Annotated in this window: 22 protein-coding genes; 9 read left to right on the top strand and 13 right to left on the bottom strand. The window is 57.7% G+C overall.

All coding sequences use genetic code 11. The annotated features are described in order from the left end of the window. The first annotated feature begins 593 nt into the window (after positions 1 to 593). Positions 594 to 1,310, top strand: a complete 717-nt coding sequence (arcA, locus tag ACCC84_RS13180) for a two-component system response regulator ArcA (RefSeq protein WP_004955501.1) — start codon at positions 594 to 596, stop codon at positions 1,308 to 1,310. A 50-nt stretch (positions 1,311 to 1,360) separates the two neighbouring features. On the opposite strand, the gene creA is transcribed toward arcA, so the two are convergent. Beyond that, positions 1,361 to 1,840 (bottom strand): protein CreA, encoded by a 480-nt coding sequence (gene creA, locus ACCC84_RS13175; RefSeq protein WP_004955502.1) that lies wholly within the window; start codon positions 1,838 to 1,840, stop codon positions 1,361 to 1,363. Positions 1,841 to 2,183: 343 nt separating this feature from the next. Between creA and robA the strand changes: the two genes are divergently transcribed. Further along, positions 2,184 to 3,053, top strand: a complete 870-nt coding sequence (robA, locus tag ACCC84_RS13170) for an MDR efflux pump AcrAB transcriptional activator RobA (protein ID WP_004955503.1) — start codon at positions 2,184 to 2,186, stop codon at positions 3,051 to 3,053. On the opposite strand, the gene gpmB is transcribed toward robA, so the two are convergent. Further along, on the bottom strand, positions 3,050 to 3,697 hold the full coding sequence (gene gpmB / locus ACCC84_RS13165; RefSeq protein WP_004955504.1) for a 2,3-diphosphoglycerate-dependent phosphoglycerate mutase GpmB: 648 nt from the start codon (positions 3,695 to 3,697) through the stop codon (positions 3,050 to 3,052). The genes robA and gpmB overlap by 4 nt on opposite strands. Positions 3,698 to 3,809: 112 nt before the next feature. Between gpmB and yjjX the strand changes: the two genes are divergently transcribed. Then, complete coding sequence (gene yjjX / locus ACCC84_RS13160) at positions 3,810 to 4,352, top strand: inosine/xanthosine triphosphatase (protein ID WP_004955505.1); 543 nt, start codon at positions 3,810 to 3,812, stop codon at positions 4,350 to 4,352. A 17-nt stretch (positions 4,353 to 4,369) separates the two neighbouring features. On the opposite strand, the gene trpR is transcribed toward yjjX, so the two are convergent. Further along, on the bottom strand, positions 4,370 to 4,699 hold the full coding sequence (trpR, locus tag ACCC84_RS13155) for a trp operon repressor (protein WP_039991191.1): 330 nt from the start codon (positions 4,697 to 4,699) through the stop codon (positions 4,370 to 4,372). Positions 4,700 to 4,753: 54 nt separating this feature from the next. Next, positions 4,754 to 6,673, bottom strand: coding sequence for a murein transglycosylase (gene sltY / locus ACCC84_RS13150; RefSeq protein ID WP_371902002.1), 1,920 nt, complete (start codon positions 6,671 to 6,673; stop codon positions 4,754 to 4,756). A 524-nt stretch (positions 6,674 to 7,197) separates the two neighbouring features. On the opposite strand from sltY, the gene yfiR reads away from it, so the two are divergent. From yfiR to ettA, 4 genes are all read left to right on the top strand, one after another. Next, positions 7,198 to 7,800 carry a regulatory sequestration protein YfiR gene (gene yfiR / locus ACCC84_RS13145; RefSeq protein ID WP_198773261.1) on the top strand — a complete coding sequence of 201 codons (603 nt, stop codon included), beginning with the start codon at positions 7,198 to 7,200 and terminating at the stop codon, positions 7,798 to 7,800. Beyond that, complete coding sequence (dgcN, locus tag ACCC84_RS13140; protein ID WP_371901987.1) at positions 7,797 to 9,044, top strand: diguanylate cyclase DgcN/YfiN; 1,248 nt, start codon at positions 7,797 to 7,799, stop codon at positions 9,042 to 9,044. Before yfiR ends, dgcN begins: the two co-directional genes overlap by 4 nt. A gap of 37 nt (positions 9,045 to 9,081) precedes the next feature. Next, on the top strand, positions 9,082 to 9,579 hold the full coding sequence (gene yfiB, locus ACCC84_RS13135; RefSeq protein WP_004955510.1) for an outer membrane lipoprotein YfiB: 498 nt from the start codon (positions 9,082 to 9,084) through the stop codon (positions 9,577 to 9,579). A gap of 141 nt (positions 9,580 to 9,720) precedes the next feature. Continuing rightward, positions 9,721 to 11,388 (top strand): energy-dependent translational throttle protein EttA, encoded by a 1,668-nt coding sequence (gene ettA / locus ACCC84_RS13130; protein WP_039991193.1) that lies wholly within the window; start codon positions 9,721 to 9,723, stop codon positions 11,386 to 11,388. A gap of 67 nt (positions 11,389 to 11,455) precedes the next feature. Here the strand turns inward: ettA and ACCC84_RS13125 are convergent, their stop codons facing one another. After that, positions 11,456 to 12,361: a LysR family transcriptional regulator gene (locus ACCC84_RS13125; RefSeq protein WP_198773259.1), complete on the bottom strand. Its 906-nt coding sequence runs from the start codon at positions 12,359 to 12,361 to the stop codon at positions 11,456 to 11,458. A gap of 101 nt (positions 12,362 to 12,462) precedes the next feature. Here ACCC84_RS13125 and ACCC84_RS13120 point away from each other — a divergent pair, with 101 nt between their 5' ends. Then, positions 12,463 to 13,464 carry a zinc-binding alcohol dehydrogenase family protein gene (locus ACCC84_RS13120; protein WP_198773258.1) on the top strand — a complete coding sequence of 334 codons (1,002 nt, stop codon included), beginning with the start codon at positions 12,463 to 12,465 and terminating at the stop codon, positions 13,462 to 13,464. A 24-nt stretch (positions 13,465 to 13,488) separates the two neighbouring features. Here the strand turns inward: ACCC84_RS13120 and ACCC84_RS13115 are convergent, their stop codons facing one another. From ACCC84_RS13115 to serB, 4 genes are all read right to left on the bottom strand, one after another. Then, positions 13,489 to 14,928: a glycosyltransferase family 39 protein gene (locus ACCC84_RS13115; RefSeq protein ID WP_198773257.1), complete on the bottom strand. Its 1,440-nt coding sequence runs from the start codon at positions 14,926 to 14,928 to the stop codon at positions 13,489 to 13,491. A 147-nt stretch (positions 14,929 to 15,075) separates the two neighbouring features. Continuing rightward, the gene (nadR, locus tag ACCC84_RS13110) at positions 15,076 to 16,326 is read right to left on the bottom strand and encodes a multifunctional transcriptional regulator/nicotinamide-nucleotide adenylyltransferase/ribosylnicotinamide kinase NadR (protein ID WP_004955524.1); all 1,251 of its coding nucleotides are present in this window, start codon (positions 16,324 to 16,326) and stop codon (positions 15,076 to 15,078) included. A 58-nt stretch (positions 16,327 to 16,384) separates the two neighbouring features. Further along, positions 16,385 to 17,764: a DNA repair protein RadA gene (radA, locus tag ACCC84_RS13105; protein WP_198773256.1), complete on the bottom strand. Its 1,380-nt coding sequence runs from the start codon at positions 17,762 to 17,764 to the stop codon at positions 16,385 to 16,387. Between the two features lie 66 nt (positions 17,765 to 17,830). After that, complete coding sequence (gene serB / locus ACCC84_RS13100) at positions 17,831 to 18,808, bottom strand: phosphoserine phosphatase (RefSeq protein ID WP_198773255.1); 978 nt, start codon at positions 18,806 to 18,808, stop codon at positions 17,831 to 17,833. A gap of 103 nt (positions 18,809 to 18,911) precedes the next feature. Between serB and ACCC84_RS13095 the strand changes: the two genes are divergently transcribed. Beyond that, a complete protein-coding gene (locus tag ACCC84_RS13095) occupies positions 18,912 to 19,589 on the top strand; it encodes a YtjB family periplasmic protein (RefSeq protein WP_004955530.1) in 678 nt (225 codons plus the stop codon). A 96-nt stretch (positions 19,590 to 19,685) separates the two neighbouring features. Here the strand turns inward: ACCC84_RS13095 and deoD are convergent, their stop codons facing one another. The 4 genes from deoD to deoC form a co-directional block, all read right to left on the bottom strand. Then, positions 19,686 to 20,417 (bottom strand): purine-nucleoside phosphorylase, encoded by a 732-nt coding sequence (deoD, locus tag ACCC84_RS13090; protein ID WP_004955532.1) that lies wholly within the window; start codon positions 20,415 to 20,417, stop codon positions 19,686 to 19,688. A 69-nt stretch (positions 20,418 to 20,486) separates the two neighbouring features. Next, positions 20,487 to 21,710 carry a phosphopentomutase gene (gene deoB / locus ACCC84_RS13085; protein ID WP_039991196.1) on the bottom strand — a complete coding sequence of 408 codons (1,224 nt, stop codon included), beginning with the start codon at positions 21,708 to 21,710 and terminating at the stop codon, positions 20,487 to 20,489. A 244-nt stretch (positions 21,711 to 21,954) separates the two neighbouring features. After that, the gene (gene deoA / locus ACCC84_RS13080) at positions 21,955 to 23,277 is read right to left on the bottom strand and encodes a thymidine phosphorylase (protein WP_004955536.1); all 1,323 of its coding nucleotides are present in this window, start codon (positions 23,275 to 23,277) and stop codon (positions 21,955 to 21,957) included. A 66-nt stretch (positions 23,278 to 23,343) separates the two neighbouring features. Beyond that, positions 23,344 to 24,123: a deoxyribose-phosphate aldolase gene (gene deoC, locus ACCC84_RS13075; protein ID WP_198773253.1), complete on the bottom strand. Its 780-nt coding sequence runs from the start codon at positions 24,121 to 24,123 to the stop codon at positions 23,344 to 23,346. Positions 24,124 to 24,318 lie beyond the last annotated feature (195 nt).

Raw genomic sequence — 24,318 nt, 5'->3', positions numbered from 1 at the left:
TCAGCGATGACTGATTATATTTACAAATGCGTAACAAAAACTCACTAGTATGATGAATGAATAACAAAACAAGCGGTTGATGCATCAATTTGCGCCAAACAACCATAAATATAAGTTACGTTTTTTATTTTTTATTCATCAACCAGTTAGACAACAGAGTTTGGCACTCCATCGAGAATTGTAACGCATTAATCCCGTTAATGCTGAATCGTTAATACTTTTTGTGGTTCCAAGACATAAACCGGCAGCCCGGTAAGTGTTTTTCACAAATCTGTTAACGTGCTACAATTGAATTTGATATATGTCAACAAACCGTAGTTTTGTTGGGTGATGAATTCGGCACGCACTGTTATATTGCTGTTAATAGGGTTAGGATATGCGCCGTTTTGGCACCTTTGGGGTTGTAGGGAATAGCATCCCCACCAAGCTAGCGATCTTGTTGACATGAGATGGAAAGTGCATCAAGAACGAGTTTACGTACTTTAGTCATTTGGTAATGAGGGAACGTGAGCAATATCTCTGCCCTCGTCTAACAAAACAAAGACTTCTGTACTTCCTATTTTCTATTTTGTTGGCAATTTTAGGTAGCAAATATGCAGACCCCGCACATTCTGATTGTCGAAGACGAGTTAGTCACTCGTAACACCCTGAAGAGCATTTTCGAGGCGGAAGGCTACGTTGTTCATGAAGCCAATGATGGTGCAGAGATGCACAACATTCTGTCTGAAAATGATATCAACCTGGTTATCATGGATATCAACCTGCCGGGCAAAAACGGCTTGCTGTTGGCACGCGAACTGCGTGAACAGGCCAGCGTAGCACTGATGTTCCTGACCGGCCGCGATAATGAGGTAGATAAAATCCTCGGCCTGGAAATCGGTGCCGATGACTACATCACCAAGCCGTTCAACCCGCGTGAGCTGACTATCCGCGCGCGCAATCTGCTGTCTCGCACCATGAATCTGGGCAGCATCGGCGAAGAGCGCAAGCTGGTGGAAAGCTACAAGTTCAACGGTTGGGAGCTGGACATCAATAGCCGTTCACTGATCAGCCCTGCTGGCGAACAGTACAAGCTGCCGCGTAGCGAATTCCGCGCCATGCTGCACTTCTGCGAAAACCCGGGCAAGATCCAGTCCCGCGGAGAACTGCTGAAGAAAATGACCGGCCGCGAACTGAAGCCGCATGACCGCACCGTTGATGTGACCATCCGCCGTATTCGCAAGCACTTCGAATCCACGCCGGACACGCCGGAAATCATTGCCACCATCCACGGCGAAGGTTACCGCTTCTGCGGCGAGCTGGAAGAGTAATCTTCCGCCTCGGCGATTAAAAAGGGTTCAGCACGCTGAACCCTTTTGCATTAGCGAGCGCCGTTCCATGGGATGATCGGCACCGCGCTCAAGGCGTTCTTCGGTGAACCGTCTACCACTTTGTCCGAATAGGTCAGGTACACCAGCGCGTTGCGCTTGGCGTCGTAGAAACGTACCACCTGCAGTTTCTTGAACACCAACGAGGTGCGTTTCTGGAACACCACGCTGCCCTTGTCCTTGCCGTTCCTGATTTTGTCGCTCAGATCAATCGGCCCGACCTGCGAACAGGAAATCGCCGCATCCGCAGTGTCTTCCGCCAGCCCCAGGCCGCCTTTGATACCGCCGGTTTTAGCGCGACTGATATAACAAGTTACATTTTTAACATCCGGATCGTCGAAGGCTTCGACCACAATTTTATGATCCGGACCAAACAGTTTAAATACGGTATCTACCGAGCCTACCTGTTCCGCCTGCGCGCTGGTAACCGTGGCGCAAACTAATCCCAACAAAAATATCCATCCTTTTTTCATTCACTTAACTCCAGCTAAAAGTGCGCGGTAATACCGAGGTTTATTATTAATCTTATTAATGCTTTTAGGCATAAAATAGTGACCTCCCTGACCCATGGCGTTCTTTTTAGCACAGCGAGTGAAAAAAATCTTTGGAAGTCTCAAACGAAAAAAATTGCTATCATGCGGCGGCGTTATTTCTTTGCGCCTGAAGGAAGAATTGCCCCTTCACACGTTGGCCATGCAGGCATCAGGTGGCAAAGAGTGCAACGCAGAACCGCTTGGGACAAGCGTTCGTGACAGGCACCCGCGCATTGAATAAACAGTTCGGGTTCCGACCCCAAAAGCTCTACGAGGAAGATCTATGGATCAAGCCGGTATCATTCGTGATCTGCTTAGCTGGCTGGAAAGCCATTTGGACCAACCTTTGTCACTGGATAACGTGGCGGCAAAAGCGGGCTACTCAAAATGGCATCTGCAACGGATGTTCAAAGATATTACCGGTCATGCCATCGGCGCATACATCCGGGCCAGACGACTATCCAAAGCGGCGGTGGCGCTGCGTTTGACCAGCCGACCGATTCTGGATATCGCTCTGCAGTACCGCTTTGACTCACAGCAGACCTTCACGCGCGCATTCAAAAAACAGTTTGCGCAGACGCCGGCATTGTATCGTCGTTCCGAGGACTGGAGCGCATTCGGTATCTGCCCGCCGATCCGTCTGGGGGCGTTTACCCTGCCGCAACCGGAGTTCATTAGCTTGCCGGAACAGCAGCTGATTGGCCTGACGCAAAGCTATTCCTGCACGCTGGAACAGATCTCCAACTTCCGCACCGAACTGCGCGCGCAATTCTGGCGACAATATCTCGGCGACAGCGATACGCTGCCACCGGTGCTGTACGGCCTGCACCACTCGCGCCCAAGCCAGGAAAAAGACGACGAGCAGGAAGTGCTGTACACCACCGCGCTCGAACCGCATCACGTGCCGGACAACGTGTCGGAAGGCCAGCCTATCATGCTACAAGGCGGCGAATACGCGCTGTTCCGCTACGAAGGACCGAGCTCGGGCCTGCAGGACTTTATCCTGACGCTGTACGGCACCTGTTTGCCGGCGCTAAAGCTGACGCGTCGCAAAGGCCACGATGTCGAACGCTTCTACCCCAAGGGGAGTCGCCGACCACCGCAGCCACCAACCGAGATCAGTTGCGAATACCTGATCCCGATTCGCCGTTAACGCTGTAATTCGTCCAGCGCGGGCATGTCGAGATGCGACACATCGCCCGCGGTTTCGACGATCCAGCCCGACGCCAGCCACGGGCTCTGCTGGTGATCGATCCGTGACAATGAGCAGTTACGCAGGCGCAGACGGCGTTCGGCATACGGCGGTAAACCCAGTACCGTACTGATAAGGCAGCCCAGCGCAATACCGTGGCTGACAATCAGCGGCTTGCTGCCTTCCGGCAACATCAGGCAGCTTTCCAGCGCACCACGCATGCGTTCCGCCAGTTCGATCATCGATTCACCTTGAGGGATACGGCCGTCGGCAGTACCATCGACCATCTGCTTGCGCCACTGCTCTTCCTGCGGCGTCAGGCTGTCGATCAGACGTTCTTCCAGAACGCCCATGTGCAGCTCACGCAGGCGAGGCTCGTCGATCACCTCGCAACCGCAGGCCTGTGCGATGATTTGCGCGGTGCGGCGGGTTCGACCCAGGTCGCTGGTGATCACGTGCGTGATACCTTCACCACTGACACGTTTGGCAACCAGATGGGCCTGGTGTTCGCCGGTGGCGGTTAACGGGCTGTCAGATTGGCCCTGGATGCGGCGAGCCGCGTTCCATTCCGTTTCGCCGTGGCGAACGAGGTATACCTGTAACATTTTTCTTTTCCGTTATACTGCGTGAAACTTGAGTTTATCTTCCGAGGTCAAGCGCATGCGCCCGTGCCCGGTATTCAGGATAGGCTCTTAGCTTAAGGATGCTAAACCCGTTATGTACCATGTTGTTGCTGCTACCACCAACCCGGCAAAGATCAAGGCTATTCAATTGGCCTTTGACGATACCTTCGGTGCCGGCCAATGCCGCATCGAACCCCTTGACGTCGCAAGCGGCGTCTCACTGCAACCCATCGGCAATGCCGAAACCCGCACCGGCGCGCGCCAGCGCGTGATGGAAGCGCGGCAGGTACGCCCGGAAGCCGACTTCTGGGTCGGCGTCGAGGCTGGCATTGAAGATAATATGACATTCGCCTGGATGACCATCGAGAATCCACACACCCGTGGCGAGTCGCGCTCAGCCAGCCTGATGCTGCCGGAAACGATTTTACAGGGGATCCGTGCAGGGCGCGAACTGGGGAGCGAAATGGCGGATATTTCCGGTAATGCCGAAGTGAAGCGCCAGGGCGGGGCTATCGGCTTCTTCACCGACGGGCGTTTAAGCCGCACCAGCGTCTATCAACAGGCGTTAATGCTGGCGCTGGTGCCTTTCATTAATCCGATTTACCAAAACCACATCGCCAGTTCCCCGAATCAGTAAACCGCCTGGGCGCGGCGCTACTGTGCTTCGCCCAGCAGTTGCTGTTCCAGCCATTGCTTGAGCGCCGGCGGTGCCGCCTTCAGGCTGTTGGAGCCACGGGTTATCGTGGCAATCCCGGCCCCCAGCTCGTTCTTCAGTTCACGCTGGCTCATCTCGCCGCGCATCAGTTCCTGAATAATACGCACGCGCGTACCCAACGCGGTGCGCTCGTCCGGCGTCAGCAGCAGTTGCATCAACGGCTGGTGCAGATCCTGGTCAAAGGCGTTCTGCAACAGCGCGACGAAGCGCAGCCAATCTTCATTGCCTTGTTCTGAAAGAGCGGGATCGTTAAGTGATAATTGCGTCATGGCAGCCACCATACTATTTAACTAGTACAGCAGCATACCATAACGAAACTGAAATCAGTAACGCCTCTGCCATTCGGCATCGGTTAACACTTTTGCCTGCTGGTGCATGAAGTAGCGATAAAACGCGTCATAGGCCAGCACGTTCTTCACGTAGCCGCGGGTTTCCGAAAATGGAATGCTTTCGACAAATGCGATCGCGTCGATGCGGCCATCGCTGCTGCCTAGCCAGGTATTGACCCGCGACGGTCCCGCGTTATACGCCGCCGAAGCCAGAATACGGTTGCGGCCAAACTGCTGATAGACCGACTCCAGATACTGGGTACCAATGGTAATGTTGGTTTGCGGATCAAACAGCTGGCTCTGGCTTGAATAGCCAGGAATGCCGAACTTCTGCACCGTGTGCTGGGCGGTGCGTGGCATCACCTGCATCAGGCCGGCGGCCCCCACCGGCGATTGCGCTTTCGGGTTCCAGGCGCTTTCCTGGCGTGCGATCGCCATCGCATAACTAGGGGTAATACCTTTGTCATCGGTGGCGCGGCGGAATTCGTCCGGCCAGGCCATCGGGAAACGCTCCTCCAGATGATCCCACATTTTACCGACGATGGTCGCCTGAACGCTCAGGTTGGCCCATTTCTGATCGAAGGCGTAACGCGCCAGCGCTTCCTGTTCCGGACGGCTGCGGCTGGCCACAAAGGAGCTCCACTCGCTGCGCGCCAGGTTATCCATATTCCAGTACATCAGTTCCCGCACTCGGGCTACTTCCGGGCCGCTGACCAGTGGGGCGCGCGGCGTAGCGGCCACTGCCACCATCACTGGGTAAGTGACGTTCAGTTTCTGCGCCGCCACCATCGGGTAGAAACCGCGATCGTTCATCAGGTTACGCAGCATCTCTTCGCCTTGGCTGCGCTGACCTTGATCGATCAATACGCTGGCGCGCCAGTAGCGCCATTCATCTTTATTGCGCGACGCCTCCGGCAACCGTGCCAGCCAGGTTTTCAGCCCGGTCTTATCGCCAGCGCCCAGTGCCATACGCACCCGACGCTCCAGCAGCGACGGCGACTGGCTGCGCAGGATCACCGCGTCGCGCCACTGCGCCTGTTCATCGCTGGCGTCGTTGCCCATCAGACGCCAGGCGACCGATTCCTCCAGCTCCAGTCGTTCGCTTTCGCTCATCTTTTGCAAACGGGCCAGGGTCGGGATCATCAGACGGGCATTTTCGGCATCCTGTCTCGCCAAACGGGCAAAGGCGATGCCGGTTGCCGCACGGGTGAAATCGGTCGGGCCGACGCTGCGGGCAAACGCTTCGACGCTGGCCGGATCGTTTTGCAAGCTGACCAGCGCATCACCCATGGTTTGGTAATCCGACGGCAATTGCCGCGCCAGATGGTTCACCAGCCCGCTGTTACCCTCTTTCAATGCCAGCTTCATGCGTTCCAACGTGATCAGCGGCGTTTGCCTGCCGGCGGCCTGCCAGACGCTGAACAGCTTGTCGCAAGCGCCCGGCAACGACTTGCCAGACAGCCAGATCTCTTCCGTGCCGGCCCAGGCGGCCTGGCGATCGCCGGTTGCCCATTTGGCATAGTAATAATTACAGCGGGCGGCGACCGGTTTTGGCGCCTGTGGACTGAACGTCAGCAGCGTTCGCCAGTCTTCGCGACGCGCCAGTTCGTTGACAAAACGGGAGGAGAGCGACTTGGCCGGCGGTAACGTCGGGTGCTGCTGAATAAACGTACTGACCTGCGAATAGCCGACGCTGCCAAGATCCTGCGTTAGCTGACGGTACTCCAGATACGGATAAAGCGGATAATCACGCAGCGTTGGCATCAATTGCGCCACCACATCCATTTGCTGATTGTCCCAGGCCTGCTTGATTTGCTGGTAGCGCTGGCGTTGAGCATCCAGCGAATCCGCCGCAGCCATCCCCGAAAAGGCCGTCAGGCAAAAACCCACCGCCAGAAACCGCCATTTGTCCACCTTGACCATACTGATTCTATCCTCGCTGATTGTGGTGCCTGGAGCCGACGCCCCGTTGCCGCGCCGCGCCAGCAGTCAACGAGCCGTGATGTTCACTCCACGAGTGTCTCACGCCCTGCCGTGGGATACCACGCCAGAACAAATAGGTTGCGCCAGAAGTGACGCTTTATCATAGACAGCACAAAAGCCTATCCATTCATTACTGTAGATGAAAAACAGCGGAAAAATGCACAACGCGTCGCGTACACGCTGAATTACAGTGCGAACGTCAAATAAAAAGCCGGGTAAAACCGGTTTGTCGTTTTTTTTAGTGCAAAAACAGGTAGGATAATTCCGAGAAAACGGCACATAAAGCGCACATCAGCTAAGGCTTATAATACAATCCGCGCAAATTGTGGGTTATAAAATGTTCATTAAATTGTGCAGTTGATAGATTTCAGCAATATCTCTTCCCCTTCATCCGGGCCAGATTATTTATTATTTCGCTGCCGTCGCGGGGCTGCAAGCATGGGCGGAATCGGCAGATGACAATGTTGCAACTTGCCAACAAAGTGGCCAAAGGTTCGCAAGGTTCATTGATGAGCCTGATTGCCGCACGTCCCTATCTTGTGGCTCTGTTGCTGCTGATGGCATGCAGCAGCCATGCACGCCCCAACGCGGTCGATCCGCTACAGACACGCACCCATGCCGTTACCACCATAGTGGTCGGTATCATCAGCTATGCGCGTTGGCCGAGCGAGCCCAACCCCATTCGCCTGTGTGTCACTGCCCCCACGCGTTATGCCGCCGGGCTGTTCGACCCGGTGCTGCTCGGTGCGCCGCACCCGATAAAAACCCTCAGTCTGCCGTTTGACAGCCCGGCGCTAAGCAGCAGTTGCGATGTGATCTACCTTGGCGATGTCAGCCACGCACAACGGCAGGACTTTATTCACCGTATCGCCGGCCACTCGATTCTCAGCATCAGCGAAAACGACGTCGAGTGTTCCGCCGGCAGCGCTTTCTGTCTGCAAAACCTGGACAGCGATCGAGTCGGGTTTAAAGTCAATCTGGACGCATTGGCGCGCAGCGGCGTGCGCGTGCATCCGAACGTATTACAACTGGCGCGCAAACAGGAGCCATCGCCATGAACCTGTTGCGCAAAAACCGTTCGGGTCAGTCACGCCCGACGCTAGGCCGGGTATTGCAGCGCATGAACCTGGGATTGGCGCTGATTGCCGTTGGCACCGCCGGGGTATTTCTGACGCTGGTGGCGCTGATTGCGCTGCGCGCCTATGCCGATCATAACCTGCACCTGATCGCCCGTTCGATAAGCTATACCGTCGAGGCCGCAGTGGTGTTCGAGGACCGCACCGCAGTGCGCGATACGCTGATGATGATCGCCTCCAATGAAGAAGTGTCGGAAGCGCGTATCATCGACAGCCACAATAAAGTGCTGGCCAGTTGGCATCACCCCAAAGACGGGCCGTTGCATGGCCTTGAGCAGATGGTCGCCCGCTGGGCGCTGCCAGAAGCCGTGGTGCTGCCGATCGTGCACGGCGGCAAACAGGTCGGCACCGTGTGGCTGAGCGGCCACGGCGGCAGCCTGCTGCGCTTTTTGTTACGCGGCCTGATCGGCATGCTCGCCTGCCTGGCGCTCAGCACCCTGTGCGCCCTGGTGCTGTCGCGGCGCATGCTGCGCGGCATCGTCAGCTCGCTGGACGATATTGCCAATGTGGCGCATGCGGTGCGGCGCGATCGTACCTTTGGCCTGCGCGTACCCTCGGCGCCGATTGCTGAACTACACGAATTGAGCAGTGATTTCAATGGCTTGCTTGATGAGCTGGAAGCCTGGCAGGCGCACCTCAAACAGGAGAACGACTCCCTCACCCATCGCGCCACGCACGACAGCCTGACCGGCTTGCCCAACCGCGCCTTTTTCGAAGGTCGGCTGAGCCGCGCAGTGAGCGACAGCGACGCCACAACAAAACTGGCGGTGCTGTTTATTGACGGCGACCGCTTTAAGGAGGTGAACGACAGTTACGGACATGCGGCAGGCGACGCGGTACTGACCACTATCGCCGGACGCATCCGCGCACAGCTGCGCGATGGCGATCTGGTGGCACGCCTGGGTGGCGATGAATTCGCGGTGCTGTTGGCTCCGGTTCACGGCACCGAGGACGTCACGCGGATAGCCGACAATATTATCGACTGCATGACACAGCCGGTAACGCTGCCGAACGAGCAGCAGATGGTGCTCTCGCTCAGCATTGGTATTGCCCTTTATCCTGAGCATGCGGCAACGCCTCAGGGTTTATTGCATGAAGCCGACGATGCGATGTATCAGGCAAAGCATCGTTACAATGGAGGCTGGCGGCTCGCGATCCACAAATAAAGCGCCGCAGCCAAATAATTAAAATCAGGGAAAAATTATGAAACAGCAATTGTCTAAAACACCTTTCGCACTGTTGGCCATGATGTTCATTGCCGTGCTGGCTCTGGCGGGCTGCCAGAGCAAACCACAGGGACTGACGGCGGAGCAGGTGGCACTGCTGCAGGCGCAAGGGTTCAAGTTGACCGATAACGGCTGGGAATTCGGCATGTCGGACAAGGTGCTGTTTGGCAATAATATCGGCAAGCTGAACCCTGCCAGCACCGAAACGGTGCAGAAAATGGGCCGCGCCCTGCTCAGCGTCGATATCGTCAAATTCCGCCTGGACGGCCACACCGATAACTACGGCGAAGACAGCTATAACGATCGGCTATCGCTGCGCCGCGCCAATGCGGTGGCCGATCTGCTGGCCAGCGTCGGCATTCCGCGCGCCAACATCGAAACCCGTGGCCGCGGCAAACGCGATCCGGTGGCTGACAACCGCACCGCCAGCGGCCGCGCCGAAAACCGCCGCGTTTCCATTATCGTCACCCCATAAATCACCGCAAAATGCGCCTGCAAAGGCGCATTTCCCGTTATACTTGGCGATCGTCACCTGATGGCTGGGATCAAACGGCAAAACGGGCTACACTCCCGCCCCAGACATCCTATAAAACTGATATAGCGAGGCTCGAGCACCGTGGCTCAATACGTCTATACCATGCATCGCGTCGGCAAGATTGTCCCGCCGAAGCGTCATATTTTGAAAAACATCTCCCTCAGCTTCTTCCCCGGCGCCAAAATCGGCGTGCTGGGCCTGAACGGTGCGGGTAAATCCACCCTGCTGCGCATTATGGCCGGCATCGATACCGACATCGAAGGGGAAGCGCGCCCGCAGCCTGGCATCAAGATCGGCTATCTGCCGCAGGAACCGCAGCTGAATCTGGAACACACCGTTCGCGAATCGGTGGAAGAAGCGCTGGCAGAAGTAGTAGGCGCGCTGAAACGCCTGGATGAAGTGTATGCGCTGTATGCCGAAGAAGGCGCCGATTTTGACAAGCTGGCCGCGGAACAGGGCCGACTGGAAGAGATCATTCAGGCTCACGACGGCCATAACCTCAACACCCAGCTAGAGCGTGCCGCCGATGCGCTGCGCCTGCCGGAATGGGATGCCAAAATCGCCAACCTCTCCGGTGGTGAACGCCGCCGCGTCGCGCTGTGCCGCCTGCTGCTGGAAAAACCGGACATGCTGCTGCTCGACGAACCGACCAACCACCTGGATGCCGAATCCGTGGCCTGGCTGGAGCGTTTCCTGCATGACTTCGAAGGCACCGTGGTGGCGATTACCCACGACCGTTACTTCCTGGATAACGTCGCCGGCTGGATCCTCGAACTGGACCGCGGCGAAGGCATCCCGTGGGAAGGCAACTATTCGTCCTGGCTGGAGCAGAAGGATGCGCGTCTGGCGCAGGAAGCCTCTGCCGAAGCGGCGCGTCGCAAATCCATCGAAAAAGAGCTGGAGTGGGTGCGTCAAGGTGCCAAAGGTCGTCAGTCCAAAGGCAAGGCCCGTTTGGCTCGCTTTGAAGAACTGAACAGCACCGAATACCAAAAACGCAACGAAACTAACGAACTGTTTATTCCGCCTGGCGCACGCCTCGGCGACAAGGTGGTTGAAGTCAGCAACCTGCGCAAGTCTTATGGCGACCGCGTGCTGATTGACGATCTGTCGTTCTCGGTACCGAAAGGCGCCATCGTCGGCATTATCGGCCCGAACGGCGCGGGTAAATCCACCCTGTTCCGCATGATGTCGGGCCAGGAACAGCCTGATTCGGGCAGTATCGTGCTGGGCGATACCGTCAAGCTGGCCTCCGTCGATCAGTTCCGCGACAGCATGGACAATGGCAAGACGGTATGGGAAGAAGTGTCCGGCGGTCAGGACATCATGCGCATCGGCAACACCGAAATGCCAAGCCGCGCCTACGTCGGCCGCTTCAACTTCAAGGGTGTCGATCAGGGCAAGCGCGTAGGCGAACTGTCCGGCGGTGAACGTGGCCGTCTGCATCTGGCCAAGCTGCTGCAAGTGGGCGGCAACGTATTGCTGCTGGATGAACCGACCAACGACCTGGACATCGAAACCTTGCGCGCGCTGGAAAACGCCCTGTTGGAGTTCCCGGGCTGCGCGATGGTAATCTCGCACGACCGCTGGTTCCTTGACCGCATTGCCACCCACATTCTGGACTACCAGGATGAGGGCAAAGTGGAATTCTTTGAAGGTAACTTCACCGAATACGAAGAATACAAAAAGCGCACGCTGGGCGCCGAGGCGTTGGAACCGCACCGCATCAAGTACAAGAAGATCGCCAAATAAGCCGTCTTCTGCAGCAAAAAGCCCGCAACTTGGAGTGCGGGCTTTTTTATTGGCTTGCGTCGTGGCGTTAAGGCGACAGCGCCTGACCGTAATCGGCAAACGCCGGGTGCTGCATGACGACGTCGATAAAACAGGCCAGCGCCGGTGAGTTCAATTTACGACTCGGATACACCAGATACAGTTCATTGCCTTCCGCCCGCCATTGCGGCAACACCTCCACCAATCCCCGGCTGGCCACCACTTCGCGGCTGAGAAACGCCGGCAGCAAGGTAATACCGGCTCCGGCCAGCGCACATTCCCGCGCATACAGCAAATTATCGGTGGTATGTGCGCTCGGCAACTGCCAGCGGAAATACTCGTCCTCACGTCGCAATATCAACGCCGTCCAGGCGCGATGGGCAATGCAGCGATGCAGCGACAGCTGCTGTGGATGCACGATCGGCGGGAACTGCGCCAGATACGCCGGTGACGCCAGCAGATAGCGTGGCGCATGGCCCAGTCGGCGGCCAATAAGCGAGGAATCCTGCGGCTTGCCGGTACGCAGCGCGACATCAAACCCCTCTTGCACCAGATCGACCATGGCGTCGGATACCGACACTTCCAGCGACACGTCCGGATATTGACGCTGAAAATCGGTCGCCAGCCACGGCAGCAAGGTTGCGCCAAGCCCGGCCGGGGTAGACACGCGCAAACGGCCGCTGGGATTATCCCGCAGCCGCTGCAAGGCCAGATCGGCGCGCTCGGCGGCGCTCAGCATCTCCTGACAATGCACCAGATAGCGTTCGCCGGCGAATGTCAGGTTCAGCTGGCGTGTGGTACGGTTGAGCAGCCGTAGCCCCAGCGTACTTTCCAGTTGGCTGATGCGCTGACTGACGCTGGATTTCGGCAGTCCGGCTCGCTTCGCCGCAGCGGTAAGGCTGCCGCACTCTGCCACCAGTGCAAATAACGCCATATCCTGCAATTGCTTAAACAATATTGTTCACCTGAGACGAACTCTGAGTTAGTTATTGTCCATATTATCATTCATCGGCCACGGGTCTACACTGTGGTTATTCATTCAACAGGAGACTTATCATGTCTGTTAAAGCAATTGCCGTCGATCCCGCCAACCCTGCCGACTTTATCGAAATCAGTACCGAGAAACCGGTTCCGGGTCAGTACGACCTGTTGGTGGCGGTGAAGGCCGCATCGGTTAATCCGGTAGATACCAAGGTGCATGCCGGCCTGCAAAAAAACGGTCTGCAACAGCCGCGCATTCTCGGCTGGGACGCCAGCGGCGTAGTGCTGGAGGTAGGCAGCAGCGTCAGCGGATTCAAACCGGGCGATGAAGTGTGGTACGCCGGTGATATCACCCGCCCCGGCAGCAACGCCAGCCACCAGTTGGTTGATTCACGCATCAGCGCCCACAAGCCGCGCAGCCTGAACTGGGCCGAAGCCGCCGCAATACCGCTCACCGCGCTGACGGCCTGGGAAGCGCTGTTCGAACATTTGCAGATCCAGCACGCGCAAGCCGGTAAAACCTTGCTGATCGTCGGCGGCGCTGGCGGCGTCGGTTCGCTGGCGATCCCGCTGGCCGCGCTGCGCAGCAAGCTCAAGGTGATCGCCACCGCCTCGCGCCCGGAATCCGCCGCCTGGTGCCGTGAACGTGGTGCCGAACTGGTGGTGGATTATCACGATCTGCAAGGTAACCTGGCAAAAGAAGGCATTGAAAGCGTCGACTATATCCTGTGCCTGAACGATACCGACGGCCATTGGCAGGCGCTGAGCGAATTGATTGCGCCATTGGGACACATTTGCACGATCGTCGAAAATGAACGGCCGCTGGATCAAAACGCGCTGAAATTAAAAAGCGCGGCACTGCACTGGGAGTTCATGTTTACCCGCAGCATGTTCACCACGCCGGATATTGCCCGTCAGGGCGAGATCCTGCAACAGGTAGCCCAACTGCTGGATGAAGGCAAACTCAACGGCACGCTGAGCGAAACGCTGCAAGGGCTGACGGTGGCAACGCTGAATGCCGCACACCGTAAACTGCTGGAAGGCCACATGCAGGGCAAGTTGGTGATCGCCTACTGAGTGACGATGGCTGGTGCGGCGGCGTTAGCGCGGCTGCGGCCTGACAAATGCCACGCATAGCGTCTGCCGTTCAGCATGCGGATCGGCCTGGAACGGCAGCTCCTGCTGCCAGTCGATGCGCAGCTGCGGCCAGCTGTCCAGCGCGCCGTTAAAGCGACTCTGCGCGCAGCGCTCGCCCAATCGCCCCATCAACGCCACGCCATGCCGTGCAATCTGCGTGGCGCTGAGATCGGCGTTATAGATGTTCGGTCGCGTAGCAAGCGTCCAGCGCGTCACGATCTGCGGTCGGGAATCGGCATACACCGTCAGCCATTGGGACAGATAATCGCCGCCGACATAACGCAGCTCACTGTGATAGCGTTGTCGCCAGCGTTGCTCAACCTCGAGGCTGAACGCCTTGATACCCACCATCTTCTGCCCGGCGTTGCGCACGTTGGCCAGCATTACCGCCGCATAGCCCAGATAGACCACCAGCGCGGCACAACCCAACCCCAGCATCGCCGCGCGCAATGAACCGCTTGGCGGTTGCCGCACGCAGCCAACCAGCAACGGCGGAGCCAGTATCAGCCAGGGTTGCAGCCATTCGGTCAAACGGCCGCCGACGTTAAACGAAAACCATACAATGATGGCGCAAAGCGGCAGCAGATAAATCCACAGCAGCGCCCGTATTGCCATCTCATCGGGCCAGGACAGAACCGCCCCCGCCCGCCGCAGCATCAGCCACAGGAGCGAAACGGGGTAAAACACCAGCAGCAGCGTCAGCAGGATACCAGGGTTAAGCTGGCGTTTTATCTGTGAATCCACCCACCTGAATGCCACCCAATCGTGCTGCCATAGCCACAGCGCATTCGGCAATACCAACGCCAGACCGATAGCCAACGCCAGGTAAAATGGCGGCTGGCGATAGCAGCGGCGGAGAGGCGCTACCCACAGCGTCGACAGCAGCATCCCGCCAACCAGAACAGCGGTAGAATATTTGGCCATCATCGCCAAACCGGCCACCACGGCCACCGCTGGCCACCAGTTGGCGGAGCGCGTGATCGCCTGGTAATAGCACAGCATTAGCCACGGCCACAGCATCACCAACAGGTAATTATCGTTATAGGGGATGATATCGATATTGATAATGCCAGAGACATTGAGCGTCAGCAGCGCCAGCCAGGCCAGTCGCCGACTGCCGCCAAGACGCAGCGCCAACAACCATACTCCCAGCATGCCAATGGCGATTGCCATAAAATGCACCGCATACCAATACAGCGGCACCGACAGCCACGGCAGCCGAACGACCGGCTGCATCATCGCCCCCACCAGCCACGGGTTTTTGGGTGAACCCCATTCGGCGTTGGTGCCCCAGTTTAACGCCTCGACGGCGTCATAAGGCACGGTGGGATCGAGTAGGTAGGTCAGCAGCGTCCATGCCGTCGCATAGCACAGCAGCCAGAGAATCAATGGGCGATACGTCATAGCATTACGATCTTGAGTTTGACGAAAAGCCCAACTTAATCAGTGCTTAATGAACCCTGGCTAAACAAGAAGACAAATATGCATGCGCCGTGGCGTTTCTGTTAGCCAGACGGCAACTTACGCTAACCCGCTACGCCCGGCGCGCGGCTAATAGGCCAGCAGGCGCTCGGCATCGGCGGCCAGCAGTTGTTGCACCAGCTCGACGCAACGCAGGAAACGTTCTTCGTAATCGCTGGATTCGACGTGCACATAGTCAATATTATTGGCGTGCAGCATCTCTTCGAGCAGATGCTGGAACGCCTTGCGGTCGGTCGGCGCCCCCAGACTGCGCAAGCCGTCGGCTACCCACGGCGTGTTGTTTTCCAACAGGATCACCAAATCGAAACGGTATTCGTCAATCAGCGCCTGAACAAACGGGTGCTCGCGCCCCTCGTATTTTTTGCAAAACGCCTGGGTAGTGACGAAATCGGTATCGATAAACGCCACTTTGTTGGCATATTTCACCGCAAAATCAACGTACTGAGCCTGGCCGAGCGCAATCTTGTCGTAGTCGGAGTATTGCAGCGCCATCTCATCGCCGCCCAGGTGGGAAAACACGTAATCGCGACCATACTCCCAGGCGCTGGTGGTATTGAAAATATTGGCCAACTTGTTGACCAGAGTCGATTTTCCGCTCGACTCGCCGCCGAGTATCGCCACGGTACGCACGAAAAACGGCTTCACCTCGGTCGGAATATATTCCCAATAGCGGAACGGATCCTGGCGAATCTGCCGGCCGCTGATGTTCATAAATGAGCGCTGAGGATCGATCAGAATGGTTTCGGTATCAAGATACTCGCGATAACGCGGTGCGTCCTGCGTTTCGCTGGAATAGATAAAACTCGGCACAATGCCCTGCTGATCCATAAACTGCTTCATACCGTTGCTCCACACGCCCCAGCCGTGCGGATACGGCTCGATGCCCTGTTCGTCAAACGCATGAATGCGGATGTTCTTTTGGTACTTGAAGGTTTGCAGCAGCCAGCGCAGTCGGTCGCTGACCGTCGGTTGCTGCGACATCGAACTGTTTTCGAACAGCTCGCGGTCGCGCGGTTCGTCGTAGCACAGAATGACGTGCAGCTCATCCACCTGGCTGCAGGCGCGCTGGATCAGGTAGATGTGACCGGTATGCAGTGGGTAAAATTTACCAAACACCACCCCCACCGTTTTTACCCGACGTGGGAATTCCAGCCCCAGATAACGGTGCAACGCCTCCAGTTTCTGCGCGCTCGGGCTTTTGATTTTGTCGTTGAGCAATTGGCTTAGATAGCCTTTGGTCATGCTGCTGGCATCAGCCACCTGTTGCAGGGTGCAGCCTTTTTGCTTGATCGCTGCTTTCAGGTAATCAAATTGCGGCATACCGCCTCCCGTTTAATATGCTAAACAAAATAGCATAATTTCGCCGAACCATGGCAGATTAAAACTCGTCCAGCACCGCCAGCGCGTCCGCCAGTTTCTTCACGCCGAATACCTGCATATTCGGCGGCATTTTTTTCGGCACGTTGGCATGTGGCACGATGGCGCGCTTGAAACCGTGCTTGGCCGCCTCGGAAATCCGCTCCTGGCCGCTCGGCACCGGGCGGATCTCACCGGCCAGTCCCACCTCGCCAAACACCACCAGATCCTGCGGCAACGGCCGATCGCGTAAACTGGACACCAGCGACATCAGCAACGCCAAATCGGCGCTGGTTTCCGTTACCTTCACGCCACCGACCACGTTAACGAACACATCCTGATCCGCCATCTGCAACCCGCCGTGGCGGTGCAGCACCGCCAGCAGGATCGCCAGTCGGTTCTGTTCCAGCCCGACCGCCACCCGACGCGGGTTGGACATCATCGAATGATCCACCAGCGCCTGGATCTCCACCAGCAGCGGCCGGGTACCTTCCCACACCACCATCACCGAACTGCCGGAGGTGACTTCGCCACGGCTAAGGAAAATCGCCGACGGGTTGCTAACTTCGCGTAATCCCTGTTCGGTCATGGCAAACACACCAAGTTCGTTCACTGCGCCAAAACGGTTTTTGTGGCTGCGCAGCGTACGGAAGCGCGAATCGGCATCGCCATCGAGCAAAATCGAACAGTCGATGCAGTGTTCCAGCACCTTCGGCCCGGCCAGCGAGCCGTCTTTGGTGACGTGCCCCACCATCACGATGGCCACGCCGCGCGTCTTGGCGAAGCGCGTCAGGTAAGCCGCGGTTTCGCGCACCTGCGCCACGCTGCCCGGCGAAGACTGGATATCCGCCATGTGCATCACCTGGATGGAGTCAATCACCATCAGTCGTGGCTGTTCCTGTTCGGCGATCAGGCAAATCTGTTCGATGCTGGTTTCCGATAGCATATTCAGATTGTCGGTCGGCAAGGCCAGGCGATGCGCGCGCATCGCCACCTGCTGCAACGACTCTTCACCGGTGACATACAACGTTTTCATCTGTTCAGACAGTTTGCACAGCGTTTGCAGCAACAGCGTACTTTTCCCCGCGCCGGGGCTGCCGCCGATCAGAATGGCGCTGCCCGGCACCACGCCGCCGCCCAGTACCCGGTCAAATTCCAGAAAACCGGTCGAAAAACGCGGTAGCTCTTCCAGACTGATGTCGGACAGTCGCTGTACCTTGCTGACGCCGGTTTCACCGGCATAGCCGCTGAAACGCTCGGTGCGTGTCGAAGAAGACGCCGCAGCCAGACGAACTTCCGTAATGGTATTCCAGGCGTGACACGCGCTGCATTGCCCCTGCCAGCGTGGATAATCCGCACCGCACTCATTACATACGAACGCCCGTTTTGCTGCTTTTGCCACGTATTACCTCTTTGAGAATGCTGATTGCTGATGCTGCGCCGGCCCGTCGAGCGGCGCTGCTGCGGTTTAACGCACTTCGCGCTTCAAACTGCCGCTGAGCACGCATAATACGCCCATCAAATCGGCATGGCGAATCGCCACCTGGGCTTTGTCATACACTTTCGGCTTGGCGTGGTAGGCGATGCCCAGACCGGCCGCCTGCATCATTTTCACGTCGTTGGCACCGTCACCGATAGCCACGGTTTGCTGTAGCGGGATCTGCAGTTTTTCCGCCAACCGCAGCAAGGTATCCGCCTTGTGTTGCGCATCCACGATCGGCCCCAGCACTTCGCCGGTAAGCTTGCCGTCACGGATTTCCAGCTCGTTGGCCACCACCGCCGTCAGCTTCAGCTTGTCGCGCAGGTGTTCGGCATAATAGGTGAAGCCGCCAGAAGCAATGGCGACATGCCAGTCTAGCGCCTGCAATTTACGCACCAGACTGGTGAGGCCGGGCATCAACGGCAACGTTTCCAGCACCTGTTTAAGAATATTGGCATCGGCACCCTTCAGCGTGCCAACGCGTTGACGCAGACTGGCGGTGAAGTCCAGTTCACCGCGCATCGCGCGTTCGGTTACCGCCGAGACCTGCTCGCCCACGCCGGCCAGTTTGGCGATTTCATCGATACATTCAATCTCGATCGCCGTGGAGTCCATATCCATCACCAGCAGGCCCGGGGAACGCAGATGCGGTATCTTGCCGAGCGGCGCGACGTCGAGGCCGTTTTCCGCCGCCAGCGTTTTGGCGCGCGGCGTCAGGCTGCCCGCCAGACGTACCACCTGATAGTCCTCTACGCACCAGGCGGTGACAATGACCATTGCCGCGCCCAGCTTGCGCTGAAATTGGGTGATGCGATCCTTGTCCAGCTGTCTGCCATACAGTAGCCAACCGGTGTGGCCCGCCCGATAATCCAGCGGCATCACTTCGTCACCGCTCAGCGAAAGCGGAAGACCCGGCCATTGAGAGATCTCGGCCGGGAGATCGCAATAGGTCAGACTATTCGACATTATTAACTCCTGCAGGGGGCACCAGTAGAAAAACGACGCATCAAGCTATCCTATCGTAGTTGGTTCTGGCAACATAAAGTGTCCCTGATCCCAAGGAAGCCGCATGGCTAAAGCTAAACTTAAATTCCGCCTGCATCGCACGGCTATCATACTGATTTGCCTGGCGCTGCTGGTATTGTTGATGCAGGGTGCGTCCTATTTTAGCCTCAGTCATCAATTGGCGCGTTCAGAACAGGTGGAAGAGCTGGCGCAAACCCTGACCAAGCAGGTCGCCTTCAGCCTGGCACCGCTGCTCGACGACGACAGCGACGTCGACAACCAACGTATCGATGCGATACTGCAACAGCTGACCGATCACAGCCGTATCCTTGACGCCGGCGTCTATCAGTTAGACGGTTCGCTGGTGGCCCATGCCGGCGAAAACATCAGCGTGCGCGATCGGCTGTCGCTCGACGGCAAGCGCGCCGGCAGCTATTTCAACCATCAATTGGTCGCCATGATCCAGAGCAAGGATGGCCCGCTCGGCTTTCTGCGCGTCACGCTGGATACTCACGTGCTGGCCACCGAATCCAAACAGGTCGACAACACCACCAACCTGCTGCGGCTGATGATCCTGCTGGCACTGGCCATCGGCATTATTCTGGCGCGCACCCTGTTGCAAGGGCGACGCAGTCGTTGGCAGCAGTCGCCTTATCTGCTCACCGCCAACAACCCGCTGGAAGAAGGCAGCAGCGTAGAAGACGCGCCGGACGACAAGCCGAATAAAACCGACGGCGGATAACGCGGCGGTTCAGCAGCGATAGAATGCAAAAATGCCGGTCAGGATTAACTGACCGGCATTTTTCATGGCGGCGGTGTCGACCGCCGCTACGCCAACTTACGCTTTGTCGCCCAGCAGCACGGCTTCCAGCGCGATGACGATCATATCGTTAAAGGTAGTCTGGCGTTCCGCCGCGGTGGTCGCTTCGTGACGCAGGATATGGTCAGAAACGGTACAGATGGTCAGCGCCTTGCAACCAAACTCTTCATACAGCTCCGCCGCCACGCCGTAGATGCCGGCAGCTTCCATTTCCACGCCCAGAATGCCGTACTTCTTCATGACCTGGAACATATCGGCATCCGGGGTGTAGAACAGATCGGCCGAGAAGATGTTGCCCACGCGTGCCGGGATGCCCTGCGCCGCCGCCGCGTCTACCGCGTTGCGTACCATATCGAAATCGGCAATTGCCGCGTAGTCGTGATCCTTGAAGCGCATGCGGTTGACCTTGGAGTCGGTACAGGCCCCCATACCGATCACCACGTCACGCAGTTTGACATCGTCACGCACCGCGCCGCACGATCCCACGCGGATGATTTTCTTCACGCCGAATTCCGCGATCAGTTCACGCGCATAGATGGAGCAGGACGGGATCCCCATGCCATGGCCCATTACCGAGATTTTGCGGCCCTTGTAAGTGCCGGTGAAGCCCAGCATGCCACGCACGTTATTGACTTCCACCGCGCCTTCCAGGAAGGTTTCGGCGATATATTTCGCACGCAGTGGATCGCCCGGCATCAGTACTACGTCAGCGAAGTCACCCATCTCAGCGTTAATATGCGGCGTTGCCATAATTATTTTCCTTCAAATCATCGTCATGAATAAAAATGCGCCGGGCAGTCACCCGACGCCAACAGGTATTTAGAACATCGGTTTGCCGTATTCCATCGGCGACAGGCCAAAATAGTTGGCAACGGTCTGGCCGATATCGGCGAAGGTTGCGCGGTGGCCCAGCGAACCTGGCTGGATTTTCGGGCCGTACACCAGCACCGGAATGTGCTCACGGGTGTGGTCGGTACCGCTCCAGGTCGGGTCACAACCGTGATCGGCGGTGAAGATAATCATATCGTCATCTTTCACCAGCTTCAGCAGCTCCGGCAGGCGGCGATCGAACAGCTCCAGCGCGGCGGCATAGCCCGCCACGTCACGGCGGTGACCGTAAGAAGAGTCGAAATCGACAAAGTTGGTAAACACAATGGTGTTGTCGCCGGCTTTTTCCATTTCGCTTACCGTGGCGTCAAACAGCGCATCGATGCCGGTGGCCTTCACCTTTTTGGTGATGCCGACGTTGGCGTAGATATCGGCAATTTTACCGATCGACACCACTTCCCCGCCTTTCTCATCCACCAGCTTTTTCAGCACGGTAGGCGCCGGCGGCTCGACCGCCAGATCGTGACGGTTGCCGGTACGCTGGAAGTTGCCCGGCTTATCGCCGATGAACGGCCGCGCGATCACCCGGCCAATATTGTAGCCGCCTTCGGTCAGTTCTTCGCGGGCGATCTCGCACAGCTGGTACAACCGCTCCAGGCCAAAGGTCTCTTCATGGCAGGCAATCTGGAACACCGAATCCGCCGAAGTATAGAAGATGGGCTTGCCGCTCTTCATGTGCTCTTCACCAAGCTGATCGAGGATCACCGTGCCGGACGAATGGCAGTTGCCAAGGTAACCTGGCAGATTGGCGCGTTCGACCAGTTTATCCAGCAGTTCCTGCGGGAAACTGTTGTGTTCATCACTGAAATAACCCCAGTCGAACAGTACCGGCACGCCGGCAATTTCCCAGTGGCCTGACGGCGTGTCCTTACCGGAAGACAGTTCGCTGGCATAGCCGTAAGCACCGATGATATCGGCGTTTTCATCCAGCCCCTGCGGGAAGCTGCCGGTGGATTCCTGCGCCGCTTTGCCCAGGCCGAGACGGCTCAGGTTTGGCAGGGTCAACGGGCCATTACGGCCGGTATTGGCTTCACCGCGCGCACAGGCGGCGGCAATGTGGCCGAGCGTATCAGAGCCTTTGTCGCCAAAACGTTCAGCATCTTCGCTCGCGCCGATACCGAATGAATCCAAAACCATAATAAACGTACGTTTCATGCTGTTCTCCTGCGTGATACCCATTGTCTTTCGCGCTACGACGTTGTTGGCTGCGCGTTACTCGCCCCATCGCTGGGTCTTGCCCTTACGTGGTCGCGGTGGCCGATTTGTCACCCCGGTCAGTTACCGAACAAGTTCCGTTGCTGCCCGCCCTTGCCCTCTAGCCGCGGTGCGAAATCCGTTGGGTATATCCAGCAACCACTAAGATGAGCGGTTGCCATCAATTCAATATAGAAAGCCGACGTCAGGCCGTAATGCGCTGGTATACCACCGGCGTGGTTTCTGCAGCCGTAGTACCCAGCGTCATCGCGCTGCGCACCGCGTCAGCCGCCTGCTGCCAGCTCTCTTCGTCGTTGGCATGGATCACCGCCAGCGGGCGCTGGGTATCGACGCTGTCGCCCAGACGCGCCATATCGGTCAGGCCAACGCTGTAATCGATGCTGTCGCTTGCCCGGCGACGCCCGCCGCCCAACGTCACTACCGCCATGCCCAACGCACGCGTGTCCATGGCGGTAACGATACCCGGCTGGTCGGCATACACCGGCTTGCTCATCATGGCAACCGGCAGGTAGTGGTCGTAACGCTCGACGAAATCGCTCGGCCCCTGCTGCGCCGCGACCATGCGGCCGAAGATGTCTGCCGCTTTGCCGTTGTCCAGCACCGCGTGCAACTTGGCACGCGCATCGGCGTCGTCGCGCGCCAAACCGCCAGACAGCAGCATTTCCACGCACAGTGCCATCGTCACGTCCAGCAGGCGCGGATTACGGTATTCACCGGTCAGGAAGCGTACCGCCTCACGGACCTCAACCGCATTGCCAGCGCTGGAAGCCAGTACCTGATTCATGTCGGTCAGCAGCGCGGTGGTTTTGCAACCGGCGCCGTTGGCCACGCCAACGATCGCCTGCGCCAAATCCTCTGACAGCGCGTAGGTCGGCATAAAGGCGCCAGAGCCGACCTTGACGTCCATCACCAACGCGTCCAGACCTTCCGCCAGTTTCTTGGCGAGGATTGAGGCGGTAATCAGTGGAATCGAATCCACGGTGGCGGTGATGTCGCGGGTGGCATAGAACCGTTTATCCGCTGGAGCCAGCGAGCTGGTCTGGCCGATAATCGCCACACCGACGTCCTTAATGATTTTGCGAAACGCGTTGTCATCCGGGAAAATATTGAAACCGGGAATGGCTTCCAGTTTATCCAGGGTGCCGCCGGTATGACCGAGGCCGCGACCGGAAATCATCGGCACGTAGCCGCCGCAGGCCGCCACCATCGGACCGAGCATCAGCGACGTGACGTCGCCCACGCCGCCGGTGGAGTGTTTGTCGACGATCGGCCCGTTCAACGACAGGCTGTTCCAGTCCAGCACCGTGCCGGAATCGCGCATCGCCATGGTCAGCGCAACGCGCTCCGCCATGCTCATGTCGTGGAAATAGATGGTCATCGCCAACGCGGCGATTTGCCCTTCAGACACCGCGTTGTCACGAACGCCATTGATGAAGAAACGAATTTCCTCTTCGCTCAACGGTTGTCCATCGCGTTTTTTACGTATTATCTCTTGAGCCAGGAACACAGCATCCCCCTGCGTGAGTGTAGGGTCATCACAACCACCGCAGTCCTGCCACGGTGGAAAATGTCATCAGTAGCTGCCAGCGGAAACCTGGCCGTCATGGCCCAGCGTCGTCAGCAGGCTCGCCAGCAGGCTGGAGGCGCCGAAGCGGAAATGGCGCGCATCAGCCCAGTCTTTGCCCATGATACGCTCGGCAAGTTGCAGATAATGCAGCGCGTCTTGCGCGGTGCGCACCCCGCCGGCCGGTTTGAAACCGACCCGTGCGCCGACGCCCATGTCGCGGATCACCGACATCATCAGCTCGGCACTTTCCAGCGTGGCGTTGACCGGGACTTTGCCGGTCGAGGTTTTAATAAAATCGGCTCCGGCGTTGATGGCAATTTCGCTGGCCTGACGGATCAGCCCGGCGTCTTTCAGCTCGCCGGTTTCAATAATCACCTTCAACAGCACCTTTGCCTGCTCGCAGGCCTGCTTGCACTGCTTGACCAGATCAAACCCGACCTGGGCATTGCCGGCCATCAGCGCACGGTACGGGAACACCACGTCAACCTCATCGGCGCCATAGGCAATGGCCGCGCGGGTTTCCGCCAGCGCAATGTCGATGTCGTCATTGCCATGCGGGAAGTTGGTAACGGTGGCGATGCGAATGTCCGGCGTGCCTTGTTCGCGCAGCGTTTTGCGGGCAATCGGGATAAAGCGCGGATAGATGCATATGGCGGCGGTATGGCCGGCCGGGCTGTTGGCCTGACGACACAGCGCGATCACTTTCTCGTCGGTGTCATCATCGTTCAGCGTGGTTAAATCCATTAAATTCAGCGCACGTTGCGCTGCGGCGGTTAATTCGGTCATAAAACTCTCCAACTGAGTATCTTGCCGTTGGCGAGCGGACTTGGTTCCATGAAGATAGCGCGGGGCAATGATTCCCCTCGCGGCAACTGAGATCCTTCTCACCGCAGATGTAATAGCTATTTGAACACGCTCCCTGGGGGAAAATCGTGTTCGGATTCACATTCTATGAAATAACACTGTAACAGGCCGGAATTA

The sequence above is a fragment of the Serratia odorifera genome, from assembly GCF_041448735.1.
Classification (GTDB): domain Bacteria; phylum Pseudomonadota; class Gammaproteobacteria; order Enterobacterales; family Enterobacteriaceae; genus Serratia_F; species Serratia_F odorifera.
This window is presented reverse-complemented; position numbering and strand designations above follow the sequence as displayed.